At 61.5% G+C, this 14,503-nt stretch carries 11 protein-coding genes; 4 read left to right on the top strand and 7 right to left on the bottom strand.

The annotated features are described in order from the left end of the window. Positions 1-123: 123 nt before the first annotated feature. The 7 genes from cmk to mtnA all read right to left on the bottom strand — a co-directional run bounded on the left by cmk (position 124) and on the right by mtnA (position 10,626). The gene (cmk, locus tag ACSQ17_RS17265; protein ID WP_436069825.1) at positions 124-810 is read right to left on the bottom strand and encodes a (d)CMP kinase; all 687 of its coding nucleotides are present in this window, start codon (positions 808-810) and stop codon (positions 124-126) included. Then, on the bottom strand, positions 807-3,062 hold the full coding sequence (locus tag ACSQ17_RS17260; RefSeq protein WP_436069824.1) for a bifunctional prephenate dehydrogenase/3-phosphoshikimate 1-carboxyvinyltransferase: 2,256 nt from the start codon (positions 3,060-3,062) through the stop codon (positions 807-809). Before ACSQ17_RS17260 ends, cmk begins: the two co-directional genes overlap by 4 nt. Then, entirely contained in the window at positions 3,059-4,165 is a 1,107-nt protein-coding gene (gene hisC / locus ACSQ17_RS17255; protein ID WP_436069823.1) for a histidinol-phosphate transaminase, read from the bottom strand. The genes ACSQ17_RS17260 and hisC overlap by 4 nt, the downstream gene beginning before the upstream one ends. Before the next feature lie 91 nt (positions 4,166-4,256). After that, complete coding sequence (gene pheA / locus ACSQ17_RS17250; protein WP_436069822.1) at positions 4,257-5,351, bottom strand: prephenate dehydratase; 1,095 nt, start codon at positions 5,349-5,351, stop codon at positions 4,257-4,259. Position 5,352: 1 nt separating this feature from the next. Further along, on the bottom strand, positions 5,353-6,438 hold the full coding sequence (gene serC, locus ACSQ17_RS17245) for a 3-phosphoserine/phosphohydroxythreonine transaminase (protein WP_436069821.1): 1,086 nt from the start codon (positions 6,436-6,438) through the stop codon (positions 5,353-5,355). 92 nt (positions 6,439-6,530) lie between these two features. Beyond that, entirely contained in the window at positions 6,531-9,305 is a 2,775-nt protein-coding gene (gyrA, locus tag ACSQ17_RS17240; protein ID WP_436069820.1) for a DNA gyrase subunit A, read from the bottom strand. 244 nt (positions 9,306-9,549) lie between these two features. After that, positions 9,550-10,626 carry an S-methyl-5-thioribose-1-phosphate isomerase gene (gene mtnA / locus ACSQ17_RS17235; protein WP_436069819.1) on the bottom strand — a complete coding sequence of 359 codons (1,077 nt, stop codon included), beginning with the start codon at positions 10,624-10,626 and terminating at the stop codon, positions 9,550-9,552. Between the two features lie 135 nt (positions 10,627-10,761). Here mtnA and ACSQ17_RS17230 point away from each other — a divergent pair, with 135 nt between their 5' ends. The 4 genes from ACSQ17_RS17230 (at position 10,762) to ACSQ17_RS17215 (ending at position 14,384) form a co-directional block, all read left to right on the top strand. Beyond that, positions 10,762-12,081, top strand: a complete 1,320-nt coding sequence (locus tag ACSQ17_RS17230; RefSeq protein WP_436069818.1) for a TRZ/ATZ family hydrolase — start codon at positions 10,762-10,764, stop codon at positions 12,079-12,081. 138 nt (positions 12,082-12,219) lie between these two features. Continuing rightward, on the top strand, positions 12,220-12,918 hold the full coding sequence (gene ubiG, locus ACSQ17_RS17225; protein WP_233684226.1) for a bifunctional 2-polyprenyl-6-hydroxyphenol methylase/3-demethylubiquinol 3-O-methyltransferase UbiG: 699 nt from the start codon (positions 12,220-12,222) through the stop codon (positions 12,916-12,918). Further along, positions 12,918-13,589: an N-acetylmuramic acid 6-phosphate phosphatase MupP gene (gene mupP, locus ACSQ17_RS17220; protein WP_436069817.1), complete on the top strand. Its 672-nt coding sequence runs from the start codon at positions 12,918-12,920 to the stop codon at positions 13,587-13,589. Before ubiG ends, mupP begins: the two co-directional genes overlap by 1 nt. 54 nt (positions 13,590-13,643) lie before the next feature. Beyond that, positions 13,644-14,384 (top strand): YciK family oxidoreductase, encoded by a 741-nt coding sequence (locus ACSQ17_RS17215; protein ID WP_233684225.1) that lies wholly within the window; start codon positions 13,644-13,646, stop codon positions 14,382-14,384. The last annotated feature ends 119 nt before the right edge of the window (positions 14,385-14,503 follow it).

The raw sequence follows: 14,503 nt of genomic DNA, 5'->3' as shown, positions 1-14,503 counted from the left end.
ATCCGCCCAAACCACACTCCAGACAATGTGGGTACGTTCATGTAAAAAGAGGCAAACGGGATTGAGACTGGACTCCCGTACGCCTCCTTGCGAGCCGGTCAGCTTAAGCAGCTGTGGCTCTTATCATCCGGCGAGATCGCGATTGGCGACTTCACTCAGAATTCGTTCAAGCACTTGTTCGATGGAGAGTTCAGTGGAATCCAGCTGGATCGCATCGGCTGCCGGCTTGAGCGGCGCCACTGCACGCTGGGTATCGCGCTCATCGCGCGCCTGAATCTCATCAAGAAGACTCGCGAGATTAACATCATCGCCCTTGGCCTTCAACTGCAAGTAGCGGCGGCGGGCGCGCTCCTCGGCGCTGGCGGTGAGAAAAATCTTTAACGGTGCATCGGGAAATACCACGGTACCCATATCGCGACCATCAGCGACCAGGCCAGGCATTTCCTGAAATGCCTGCTGACGCTGCAGCAAGGCTTCACGCACGGCAGACAAAGAGGCTACCTGTGAAGCACCAGCACCAACCTGCTCGTTGCGAATCAGATCGGTGACTTCTTCACCTTCAAGAATAATGCACTGACCATGGCCATCACCGGCGGCGATGAACTGCACATCCAGATGGGCAGCAAGCAGCTTCATCGCCTCTTCATTGGTCAGGTCAACGCCGTGGTTACCGGCAGCAAAGGCCAGCAGGCGGTACAACGCCCCAGAATCCAGCAGATTCCAACCCAGCTGTTTGGCCAGCAAGCCGGCAATGGTGCCTTTGCCCGAGCCGCTTGGCCCATCGATGGTGATAACCGGTGCATTGATCATGCTTTGCCCTCCTCGGCTACGCGGATGCCAACCTGGGCCGACAAAGCGAGGAAGTTGGGGAACGAGGTGGCGACGTTGGCGCAATCGTGGATGCGGATCGGCGCAGTGGCGCGCAGCGAAGCCACACTGAACGACATGGCAATGCGGTGATCACCATGGGCCCAGACTTCGCCACCACCGATGCTGCCGCCTTCAATAATGATACCGTCCGGCGTTGGCTCAGCCTTGACGCCCAGCGCAATCAGGCCGTCGGCCATTACCTGAATCCGGTCGGACTCCTTGACACGCAGCTCTTCGGCGCCACGCAACACGGTACGGCCTTCGGCCACCGAAGCCGCTACGAATAGCACCGGGAATTCGTCGATGGCCAGCGGTACCAGGTCTTCCGGAATATCGATGCCTTTCAGCTTGGCGCTGCGCACGCGGATATCGGCCACTATTTCACCGCCCACTTCGCGCTGGTTTTCCAGGCTGATGTCGCCGCCCATCAGTTTGAGGATATCAATGATGCCGGTACGGGTCGGATTAATGCCGACGTGTTCCAACACCAATTCCGAGTCCTCAGCGATGCTGCCCGCCACCAAGAAGAACGCTGCGGAGGAAATATCCGCAGGTACTTCGATATGGGTCGCCGTCAACTTGTGGCCTGACTCAACGCTTGCCGTGCTGCCATCCACAGTTACCGGATAGCCGAAGCCACGCAGCATACGCTCGGTGTGGTCACGGGTCGGGGCCGGCTCGGTCACCGAAGTACGACCTGCCGCGTAGAGACCAGCCAACAGTAGGCAGGATTTCACCTGGGCGCTGGCCATGGGCATTTCGTAGTCCATGCCAGTCAGGCGCTGGCCACCCTTGATCATCAACGGCGGACGACCTTCCGGACCGGTTTCGATCACTGCGCCCATTTCGCGCAGCGGCTTGGCCACACGATTCATCGGCCGCTTGGACAGTGAGGGATCACCGGTCAGCGTGGTGTCGAATGGCTGCGCTGCCAACAGGCCAGAAAGCAGGCGCATCGACGTACCGGAGTTGCCCATATACAGGGGACCCACGGGCGCCTTCAGACCATGCAGACCGACCCCATGCACGGTAACACGGCCGTGATGCGGGCCTTCGATGACCACACCCATATCGCGAAACGCCTGAATGGTCGCCAGGGCATCTTCACCTTCCAGAAAGCCTTCAACATGCGTGGTGCCTTCGGCCAGCGAGCCGAGCATGATCGAGCGGTGGGAGATGGACTTGTCGCCCGGAACGCGAATACGCCCGGAGAGTTTGCCGCCAGGGTTAGCCAGAAAAACCAGATCGTTCGAGTGCATAGCGTCCACATAGGCCCTGCGGGCCAGAATTTTGCCGAAATGCTCACGGGCCACGCGGGCGCGGGTGAAAACGCCCAGCAATTGATGCCCATCCCCTGCGTCAACCGCGTCGCGCAAGGCGTCGAGGTCGTCGCGAAATACGTCCAGCGTGCGCAGCACCGCCTCGCGGTTGGCGAGGAAGATGTCATGCCACATGACCGGATCACTGCCGGCGATCCGCGTGAAGTCACGGAAACCACCCGCGGCGTAACGAAAGATCTCCAGGTTCTCACTGCGTTTGGCCAGTGAGTCAACCAGGGTGAACGCCAGCAAATGCGGCAGATGGCTGGTCGCGGCCAGTACCTGGTCGTGATGCTCGACCTCCATATGCTCGACATCCGCACCCAGCTCGCGCCACAGCGCATCGACCAGTTCCAGAGCCGGCTCGTCGCTTTGCTCGCAGGGCGTGAGAATGACCTTGTGGCGGCGGAACAGCTGCGCATTGGAAGCCTCTACCCCGCTCTGCTCGGAACCAGCAATCGGGTGCCCCGGCACGAAGCGTACCGCTTTGCCGGTAAAGGCCAAGCGAGCGGCGCGCACCACATTGCCTTTGGCGCTACCCACATCAGTGAGCACCGCAGCACCCAGCTCAAGCTTGGCCAGTTCAGCCAGCAGCTTCTCCATGGCCAGGATAGGCACCGCCAGCTGGATCACATCAGCACCCTGACAGGCAGCAAGCAGATCAACTTCGCAGCGATCAACCACACCCAGTTCAACCGCCAGACGGCGCGATTCGGGGTCCAGATCGACGCCAATTACTTCGCGAAACAGGCCGCGCTCACGCAAACCCTTTGCGAAAGAACCGCCAATCAGGCCCAGGCCGATAATTACCAGGCGGCCGAGCTTAGGGGTAACAGATTGCACCTGAGTGACAGCAGACTTGACCTCACTCACGCGCTCAGCACCTTGGCCAGGGCCTCGAGGAAGCGCGCATTTTCAGCCGGCAGGCCAATCGATATGCGCAGAAAGTTCGGCATGCCGTAACCGGCCACCGGCCGCACAATCACCCCGGCACGCAACAATGCCTGGTTGATCGCCGCAGTATCGCGACCAAAATCCACGGCAATAAAGTTGCCTTTCGACGGAATCCAGCTCAGGCCCAGCTCGCGCAGGCCGGCTTCCAGCTGCGCCATACCGGCATCGTTGAGCTGGCGACTTTGCGCCAGGTAATCGGCATCATCCAGCGCCGCACAGGCCGCACTTAGGGCCAGGCTGTTGACGTTGAACGGCTGACGCACACGGTTGAGTACATCGGCGATCTGCGCCGAGCTGAGCGCATAACCGACGCGCAACGCCGCCAGGCCATAGGCCTTGGAGAAGGTGCGCGAGACCAGTAGGTTGTCATAGCGCGCCAGGTACTTGAGGCCGTCGGGCAGCTCATCACCTTCGGCGAACTCGATATAGGCTTCGTCCAGCACGACCAGCACGCTCTGCGGCACGCGCGCGAGAAAACGCTCCAGCGCATCAGGGCCAAACCAGGTGCCGGTCGGGTTATTCGGGTTGGCGATAAACACCACACGGGTGTTTTCATCGATGGCCGCCAGCATGGCGTCTAGGTCATGCCCATAGTCTTTGGCCGGTACTACCTTGCCCTGGGCACCGACGGCCTGGGTCGAGATGGGGTAGACGGCAAAGGCGTACTGGCTGAACACCGCATTCAGGCCAGGGGCCAGATAGGCGCGAGCCACCAGATCGAGAATATCGTTGGAACCATTGCCCAGGGTGACTTGGTTGATCTGCACACCGCAGCGCGCGGCCAGTCGGCTTTTCAGCTCGAAGCCATTGCCATCGGGGTAACGGGTCAGTTCGGGCAACGCCTGGCGAATCGCTTCCAGCGCCTTGGAACTTGGGCCCAGCGGGTTCTCGTTGCTGGCCAGCTTGACGATGCTGGCCGGGTCCAGGTCCAGCTCACGGGCCAGCTCATCCACCGGCTTGCCCGGCACATAGGGCGACAGCTGCTGTACGCCTGGCTGGGCCAGGGCGAGGAAATCAGTCATAGCAATGCCTCACGCTTAAAGCCGCAAGCCCCAAGTACAGCCCGGCGTCGATGCGCGTGTAGCTTGAGACCTGAGGCGTGCCGCAGCAGTTTTAAAGTACCGCTTTGGGGTAGGAGCCCAGCACCTTGAGCGCCACGGCTTCCTGATTGATTTTTTCCAGCACGTCTTTGATCAGCGGATCGCGGTGGTGGCCAACGAAGTCGATAAAGAACACGTAGGTCCACTTGCCGCTGCGCGACGGACGAGTTTCGATACGGGTCAGGTCGATGCCGTTGTTGTGGAACGGCACCAGCAGTTCGTGCAGCGCACCCGGCTTGTTGCTCACGGAGATGATCACCGAGGTCTTGTCATCGCCGGTCGGTGGCACTTCCTGATTGCCGATGATCAAAAAGCGCGTGGAGTTGTCCGGGCGATCCTCAATCTTCTCGGCCAGTTTGGTCAGGCCATACAGCCCCGCCGCCATATCGCCGGCAATCGCCGCACTGTTCCACTCGCTTTTCACCCGCTTGGCTGCATCGGCGTTGCTCGACACCGCCACGCGCTCGACATTCGGGTAGTGCGCGTCCAGCCACTTGCGGCACTGGGCCAGGGACTGGGCGTGGGAATAAATGCGGGTAATCTTGTCAGTTTTGGTGGTGTCACCGACCAGCAGATGGTGGTGAATACGCAGCTCGACTTCGCCACAGATCACCATGTCGTGCTCAAGGAAGCTGTCCAGGGTGTGGTTGACCGCGCCTTCGGTGGAGTTTTCCACTGGCACCACGCCAAAGTTCACCGCACCAGCGGCCACTTCACGGAACACTTCGTCGATCGCCGCCATCGGCTGACTGATCACCGCATGGCCGAAATGCTTCATCGCCGCGGCCTGGGTAAAGGTGCCTTCAGGGCCGAGGTAGGCAACCTTCAGCGGGTTCTCCAGCGCCAGGCAAGAGGACATGATTTCACGGAACAACCGCGCCATTTCCTCATTGCCGAGCGGGCCCTGGTTACGTTCCATGATGCGCTTGAGCACCTGGGCTTCGCGCTCAGGGCGATAGAACACCGGGAACTCGCCTTCCTTGAGCTCCTTCATCTTCACCCGCGCCACTTCCTCGGCGCAGCGCGCGCGGTCGCTGATCAGTTCAAGGATGCGCTCATCGAGGTTGTCGATGCGCAGGCGCAGGGCCTGCAGTTCCTGTTCCGACATATCAGCCGTGCTCCTTTTCGAACTCGGCCATATAAGCCACCAGCGCCTCGACAGCATCCAGTCCAACGGCGTTGTAGATCGAGGCACGCATGCCGCCGACCGAACGGTGGCCTTTCAGGTTGAGCAAGCCACGGGCATCGGCACCGGCCAGGAAGGCCTTATCGAGTTTCTCATCGGCCAGGCGGAATGGCACGTTCATCCACGAGCGGGCGTTATGAGCAATCGGGTTGCTGTAGAAATCGCTGCTATCGATGGCCTTGTACAGCAGGTCTTTCTTGGCGCGGTTGATCCGCTCCATGGCCTCAACGCCGCCCTGCTCCTTCAGCCACTCGAATACCAAACCCGACAGATACCAGGAGAAGGTCGCTGGGGTGTTGTACATCGAGCCGTTATCGGCGGCGATCTTGTAGTTGAGCATGGTCGGGCAAACGCTGCGGGCACGACCGAGCAGGTCTTCACGAACGATGGTGACGACCAGGCCCGAAGGGCCGATATTCTTCTGCGCGCCGGCGTAGATCAGGCCGAACTTCGACACATCGATCGGGCGCGAGAGGATGTCCGAAGACATATCCGCCACCAGCGGCACGTCACCGACCTCGGGAACCCAGTCGAACTGCAGGCCGCCGATGGTTTCGTTGCTGGCGTAATGCAGGTAGGCGGCGTCTTTCGACAGCTGCCACTCGTTCTGCCCAGGGATGGCGAAGTAGTCATAGCCCTTGGCGCTGGCCGCGACATTGATGCGACCGTAGCGGCTGGCTTCTTCGATGCTTTTCTTCGACCAGATGCCGGTGTCGATGTAGTCGGCAACACCGTCTTCAGGCAGCAGGTTGAGCGGGATTTCGGCGAACTGCTGGCTGGCCCCGCCCTGCAGGAACAGCACTTTATAGTCCGACGGGATGTTCATCAGGTCGCGCAGGTCCTGCTCGGCCTTTTCCGCGATGGCGGTGTACTCATCGCTGCGGTGGCTCATTTCCATGACCGACAGGCCTTTGCCTTGCCAATCGAGGAGTTCCGCCTGGGCGCGTTGCAGAACAGCTTCAGGAAGCGCGGCCGGGCCGGCGCAGAAGTTAAAGGCTCGCTTGCTCACATCCACTCTCGCTCAAAAATGCTGGGTGGCTGGCATTGCTACCAGCCGCCAAATCCTATGCCGTCAGGGGCGAGCACACTCACCCCGACAGATCACTCTTCGCTGATCGGGCTTTCGTCAGCCGCAGCCTCGGGTGCATCACCTGCATCCTCCACTGCGCCTTCAACACCCTCTTCGCCTTCCAGCAGCTCTTCGTCATCTTCGGCAGACGGTTCCTGAACCCGCTCAAGGCCAACCAGGGTTTCATCCTTGGCCAGCTTGATCAGGGTCACGCCCTGGGTATTACGACCCAGGCTGGAGACTTCGCTGACGCGGGTACGCACCAGGGTGCCCTGGTCGGAAATCAGCATGATTTCCTCGCCCTCCAGCACCTGCACCGCACCGACCAGCTTGCCGTTACGCTCGTTGCTGACCATGGCGATCACGCCCTGACCGCCACGCCCGCGACGCGGGAACTCGGCCATCGCCGTGCGCTTGCCGTAGCCACGCTCGGAAGCGGTAAGAATCTGCGCCTCACGCTCCGGAATCAGCATGGAAATGATGCTTTGACCTTCCGGCAGACGCATGCCGCGCACACCGCGAGCGGTACGCCCCATGGTGCGGACATGTTTTTCCTTGAAGCGGATAACCTTGCCGCCATCGGAGAACATCATCACTTCACGGGCACCATCGGTGATGGCTGCCGCGATCAGGGTGTCGCCCTCTTCCAGTTTCAAGGCAATCAGGCCGCTGGTACGCGGACGGCTGAACTGCACCAGCGGGGTCTTCTTCACGGTACCGAAGGCGGTTGCCATAAAGATGTAGGCACCGGTCGGCTCGTCCTGCTCGTCGTCGGCCACATCAGCGTCGCTGTCTTCGGCCACTTCGGCCTCGATCACTTCGCCTTCCAGCACCACGCCTTCACTGTCATCCAGTTCTTCGTCACCAGCGTTCTGCTGCAGGGCTTCCAGGTCGACCTGAAGCATGGCGGTGATGCGCTCGCCTTCGTCCAGCGGCAACAGGTTGACCAGCGGACGGCCACGGGCTGCGCGCGAGGCTTCGGGAATTTCGTAGGTTTTCAGCCAGTACACCTTGCCCTTGCTGGAGAACAGCAACAGGGTGGCGTGGCTGTTGGCCACCAACAGGTGCTCGATGTAGTCCTCGTCCTTCACGCCAGTAGCAGACTTGCCGCGACCGCCGCGACGCTGCGCCTGGTAGGCATGCAGCGGCTGGCTCTTGGCATAACCACCGTGGGAGATGGTCACGACCCGCTCCTCTTCGGTGATCAGGTCTGCCATGGTCAGGTCCATGCGGGAAGCGACGATCTCGGTACGACGGGCATCGCCGAACTCGGCCTTGACCGCTTCCAGCTCTTCGCGGATCACTTCCATCAGGCGCACAGCGCTGGTCAGGATGCGGATCAGCTCGCCGATCTGGGTAAGGATTTCCTGGTATTCGGCCAGCAGTTTTTCATGCTCGAGACCGGTCAGGCGGTGCAGACGCAGCTCGAGAATGGCCTGAGCCTGGTCGGGCGACAGGTAGTATTTGCCGTCGCGCAGGCCGTATTGCGGCTCCAGGTCTTCCGGACGGCAGGAATCGGCACCGGCGCGCTCGACCATGGCTTCCACGGCAGTCGATTCCCAGGCAGTCGCAATCAGCGCCTGTTTGGCTTCGGCCGGAGTCGGCGAGGCCTTGATCAGGGCGATGACCGGGTCGATGTTGGACAGCGCGACCGCCTGGCCTTCAAGGATATGCCCACGCTCGCGGGCTTTACGCAGCTCGAACACTGTGCGTCGGGTGACGACTTCGCGGCGGTGCAGGATAAAGGCTTCGAGCATGTCCTTGAGATTCAGGACTTTCGGCTGGCCATCAATCAGCGCTACCACGTTGATGCCGAACACGCTCTGCATCTGGGTCTGAGCGTAGAGGTTGTTCAGCACCACTTCCGGCACTTCACCACGACGCAGCTCGATCACCACGCGCATGCCGTCCTTGTCGGACTCATCACGCAGCTCGGTGATGCCTTCAAGCTTCTTCTCTTTAACCAGCTCGGCGATCTTTTCGATCAGTCGCGCCTTGTTCAGCTGGTACGGCAGCTCAGTGACGACGATCTGCTGGCGGCCACCAACCTTGTCGATGTCCTCGATTTCTGCGCGGGCACGCATATAGATGCGCCCACGGCCGGTGCGGTAAGCCTCGATGATGCCGGCGCGACCATTGATGATGCCTGCCGTCGGGAAGTCCGGACCGGGGATGTACTGCATCAGCTCATCGACGGTCAGCTCGCCGTTGTCGATCAGCGCCAGGCAGCCGTTGATCACTTCGGTGAGGTTGTGCGGCGGGATGTTGGTCGCCATGCCCACGGCGATACCGCTGGAACCGTTGACCAGCAGGTTGGGGATCTTGGTCGGCATGACCGCCGGGATCATCTCGGTGCCGTCGTAGTTCGGCACCCAGTCCACGGTTTCTTTGTGCAGGTCGGCCAGCAGCTCATGGGCCAGCTTGGTCATGCGCACTTCGGTGTAACGCATGGCGGCCGCGTTATCGCCGTCCACCGAACCGAAGTTGCCCTGGCCGTCGACCAGCAGGTAACGCAGGGAGAATGGCTGAGCCATCCGCACGATGGTGTCGTAGACCGCCGTATCACCGTGAGGGTGGTACTTACCGATCACGTCACCAACCACACGGGCGGACTTCTTGTATGCCTTGTTCCAGTCGTTGCCCAGCTCGCTCATGGCGAACAGCACACGGCGGTGCACGGGCTTCAAGCCATCACGTGCATCCGGCAGCGCGCGCCCGACGATTACGCTCATTGCGTAATCGAGGTAGGACTGCTTGAGTTCGTCTTCAATATTGACCGGGAGGATTTCTTTGGCCAGTTCGCCCATGAGTAGCCTGGTTCCTTTTTCTGGTGAAACTCCGCGCCATTCGTCCTGAACGGGGTGGAGCCTGTCGCTGTGCCTCAAGGCTTACAGCGACTCACGACAAATCAATAAGTTATGCCATGTATCTGCGCAGGTAAGAGGCCCATAACGGGCACTCCTGAAAACCGCCGGAGCTTACCACAATCACTGCGGCGCACCTATCCCCAGCGCCAGCGGCCCGACTAGGTGCGCCAGTAGGCAGAAAAACTCAATGCAAGCGCTTGCGGCACATCAATTGCGCCATCTTTTCCGCATCCGGACGGTCGACTACGCCCTTTTCGGTGACGATAAAGTCGATCAGATCGGCTGGGGTCACGTCGAACACCGGATTGAGCGCCTCCACGCCGCGAGCAATCGGCGCTCCACCCAACTCCAGCAACTCACTGGCGGCGCGCTCTTCGAGCACGATGTCGTCACCATGCTCCATGGCCATGTCGATGGTCGAACTCGGTGCCACCACCATAAAGCGCACGCCGTGATGCATGGCATTCACGGCCAACTGATAGGTACCGATCTTGTTGGCCACATCGCCGTTGGCCGCAATCCGGTCAGCGCCGACGATCACCCAGGTAATGCCACGGGTTTTCATCAGGTGCGCGGCGGCCGAGTCGGCATTCACCGTAACCGGGATGCCATCCTCCGCCAACTCCCAGGCAGTCAGGCGCGAGCCCTGCAGCCAGGGCCGGGTTTCGTCGGCATACACCCGTTCCAACAAGCCGTCATGGAAGACTGCGCGAATCACCCCCAGGGCGGTACCGAAACCACCGGTGGCAAGCGCCCCGGCATTGCAGTGGGTCAGCAGGTTCTGTGCATTGCCCTGGTGTTTGCGAATCAACTCGGCGCCGAGCTGAGCCATGGTTAGATTGGCCTCGCGGTCACTCTGGTGAATGCCGACGGCTTCGGCTTCAAGCTGAGCAAGCAAGTCATCACTGTCCTTGAGCCGATCCAACCGTTCACGCATGCGATTGAGCGCCCAGAACAGGTTGACCGCCGTCGGCCGCGACGCTGCCAACAGATCAAAGTCCGCCTGCAAGGCGGCGCGCCAGTCGCCCCCGGCCTGCAACCGGGCCCGCAGCGACAGCACCACGGCATAAGCAGCGGTGATACCAATGGCCGGCGCACCACGCACCACCATGCTGCGGATGGCCTCGGCGACATCGGCGACGGAGTGATAGCTGAGCCAGGTGTGCGCAAAGGGCAGCGCGCGCTGGTCGAGCAGATGCAGAGCGCCATCACGCCAGTCAATGGCCTTCACCCTCTCTGCCGCTAGTAATTGCTCGCGCATCACACACCTCCGCCGGAAAAAGCCGACCATTATACGCACAGCGCGCCAGCTGTCGGGTTAGATCAGGCCATGCAGCTTCAAGCCTAGGGCGTTCCCCTATAAACTCGCCACTTTATGACTGCCGGAAGCGCCACCATGCCCCAAGCCCCCCTCGACCTGCTGCTCCTGCCCACCTGGCTGGTCCCGGTCGAACCTGCTGGCGTGGTCTTGCTGGAACATGGCCTGGGTATTCGTGACGGACGCATTGCCCTGATCGCCCCGCGCGCCGAAGCCCTCAAACACAGCGCTTTGCAAGTGCTCGAGCTACCGGATCGACTGCTCACACCAGGCCTGGTGAATGCCCACGGACATGCAGCCATGACCCTGTTCCGCGGCCTGGCCGATGACCTGCCCCTGATGACCTGGCTGGAAAAACACATCTGGCCGGCCGAGGCCAAGTGGGTCAACGAGCAGTTCGTTGAGGACGGCACCGAGCTGGCCATCGCCGAGCAGATCAAGGGCGGTATCACCTGCTTCTCCGACATGTACTTCTTCCCGGAAACCGCCAGCCGGCTAGTACACAGCAGCGGCATCCGCGCACAGATCACCATTCCGGTGCTGGATTTCCCGATTCCTGGCGCACGCGACGCCGACGAAGCCCTGCGCAAGGGTCTGGCGCTGTTCGACGACCTCAAACACCACCCGCGCCTGAGCGTGGCGTTTGGCCCGCATGCGCCTTACACCGTGAGCGATGACAAGCTGGAGAATATCCGCGTGCTCGCAGAGGAGCTGGATGCCGGCATTCATATGCACGTGCACGAAACCGCCTTCGAGGTGCAGCAGAGCCTGGAACAACGCGGTGAGCGGCCGCTAGCCCGCCTGGCGCGCCTCGACCTGCTCGGCCCGCGCTTTCAGGCCGTGCACATGACCCAGATCGATGACGATGACCTGGCGCTGCTGGTGGCCAGCAACAGCAGCGTGATCCACTGCCCAGAATCCAACCTCAAGCTGGCCAGCGGCTTCTGCCCGGTGGAAAAGCTCTGGCAGGCCGGCGTCAATGTAGCCGTTGGCACCGATGGCGCCGCGAGCAACAACGACCTCGACCTGCTGGGCGAAACCCGCACCGCCGCCCTGCTGGCCAAGGCCGTCGCCGGCTCGGCCACCGCCCTGGATGCCCACCGCGCACTGCGCATGGCCACCCTCAACGGTGCCCGCGCCCTGGGGCTGGACGAGCAGATCGGTTCACTGGAATTGGGCAAGGCGGCGGATATCGCCGTATTCAACCTCTCCGGCCTGGCCCAGCAACCGGTCTATGACCCGGTTTCACAGCTGATCTATGCCGGCGGCCGTGCTTGCGTCGAGCACCTCTGGGTGGGCGGCAAGCAACTGCTCGACGGCGGCCAGCTGACCCGACTGGACGAGCAACGGATCATCGCCAATGCCCAGGCCTGGGGGACAAAAATTGCCGGCAAATAGCGGCAAATCCAGAAATGTGAGCACTGCGACAAACTGACATACATTGGCCGCACAACAGGCGTCCAATCCATCCGGCGAAACTGGCAACATGAGCACCTTGCGCTCCCATTCTCGCCGCAGCCTGATTCAGGGATTTATATGAGCAACGTCGACCACGCTGAAATCGCCAAATTCGAAGCCCTCGCCCATCGCTGGTGGGACCGTGAAAGCGAATTCAAGCCGCTGCATGACATCAACCCGTTGCGCGTCAACTGGATCGACGAGCGTGTCGGCCTGGCCGGTAAAAAGGTGCTGGACGTCGGCTGCGGCGGCGGCATCCTCAGCGAATCCATGGCCCAGCGCGGTGCCAGCGTTACCGGCATCGACATGGGTGAAGCGCCGCTGGCGGTAGCCCAGCTGCACCAGCTGGAGTCCGGCGTCAGCGTCGAGTACCGGCAGATCACCGCCGAAGCCCTGGCCGAGGAAATGCCCGGCCAGTTCGACGTGGTCACCTGCCTGGAAATGCTCGAACACGTACCCGATCCATCCTCGGTCATCCGCGCCTGCTACAAGATGGTCAAACCCGGCGGTCAGGTGTTTTTCTCGACCATCAACCGCAACCCCAAGGCTTACCTGTTCGCCATCATCGGCGCCGAGTACCTGATGCGCCTGCTGCCACGCGGCACCCATGACTTCAAGAAGTTCATTCGCCCATCCGAACTGGGCGCCTGGAGCCGCGACGCCGGCCTGCAGGTCAAGGACATCATCGGCCTGACCTACAACCCGCTGAGCAAACGCTACAAGCTGGAAGCCGACGTGGACGTCAATTACATGATTCAGACCCTCAAGGAGGCCTGATGCGCCTGCGCGCAGTTCTTTTCGATATGGACGGCACCCTGCTCGACAGCGCGCCGGACTTTATCGCCATCAGCCAGGCCATGCGCGCCGAGCGCGGCCTAACGCCGATTGCCGACAAACTGATCCGCGATCAGGTCTCAGGCGGTGCCCGCGCCATGGTTGCTGCCAACTTCGCCATGGACCCCGAGGCCGAGGGCTTCGAAGCCCTGCGCCTGGAGTTTCTTGAACGCTATCAGAACCACTGCGCGGTGCTGACCCGGCCATTTGACGGCATGCAAGAGCTGCTGAACGACATCGAACAAGCCAAGCTGATCTGGGGCGTGGCCACCAACAAGCCGGTGCGCTACGCCGAACCGATCATGCAGCAACTCGGCCTGGCGCAGCGCTCAGCCGTACTGGTCTGCCCAGATCACGTCAGCCGCAGCAAGCCCGATCCGGAGATGATCCTGCTGGCCTGCACGAAGATGGGTGTGGAACCCGCCACCACCCTATTCGTCGGCGATGACGAACGTGACATCGCCGCAGGCCGCGCCGCCGGCTGCAAGACCGCCGCCGTCACCTACGGCTATATCCACCCGCAGGACAACCCACGCAACTGGGGTGCCGATGCCGTGGTGGATCACCCACTGGAACTGCGCGCCGTACTCGAACGAGCCCTGTGCAGTTGCTGAAAATCGCCCGCTGCGCGCCGACGCATACGCTTTTGAATGAATGAGGTTGTACCCATGCATAACTATTCCGCCCGCCCTGACCTGCTCAAGGGCCGCGTGATTCTGGTAACCGGTGCCGGCCGTGGCATTGGCGCAACCGCCGCCAAGACCTTCGCTGCTCACGGCGCAACCGTGCTGCTGCTGGGCAAGACCGAAGACAACCTCAGCCGCGTTTACGACGCCATCGAAGCTGCTGGCCACCCGCAGGCCGCAGTCATCCCGTTCAATCTGGAGACCGCCCTGCCGCACCAGTACGACGAACTGGCGGCGATGATCGAAGCCGAATTCGGCAAACTCGACGGCCTGCTGCATAACGCCTCGATCATTGGCCCACGCACACCACTGGAACAGCTGTCTGGCGATAACTTCATGCGCGTCATGCAGGTCAACGTCAACGCCATGTTTATGCTCACCAGCACCCTGCTACCGCTGCTCAAGCTCTCGACGGACGCCTCGGTGGTGTTCACCTCCAGCAGCGTCGGCCGCAAAGGCCGCGCCTACTGGGGCGCCTATGCCGTCTCGAAGTTCGCCACCGAAGGCCTGATGCAGGTCCTGGCTGATGAAATCGACGGCATCAGCAACGTGCGCGCCAACAGCGTCAACCCAGGCGCAACCCGCACCGACATGCGCGCCCAGGCCTACCCAGGGGAAAACCCGGCCAACAACCCGCTGCCGGAAGCCATCATGCCGGTGTACCTGTACCTCATGGGGCCGGATAGCACCGGGGTGAATGGTCAGGCATTTGACGCGCAATAAGCCTGAATAGCCGCCGCCGGTTTTCCGGCGGCGGCTGAGTCAGCTGGCATCAGATTGCCAGCAGCACCGCCAGTTAACCGGCAAAAGCTTGCGCCCCGCGCCCCGCAACAACTCCAAGC

Origin of the sequence: Pseudomonas sp. LjRoot71, assembly GCF_964253255.1 — a bacterium.
Taxonomy (GTDB): domain Bacteria; phylum Pseudomonadota; class Gammaproteobacteria; order Pseudomonadales; family Pseudomonadaceae; genus Aquipseudomonas.
This window is presented reverse-complemented; position numbering and strand designations above follow the sequence as displayed.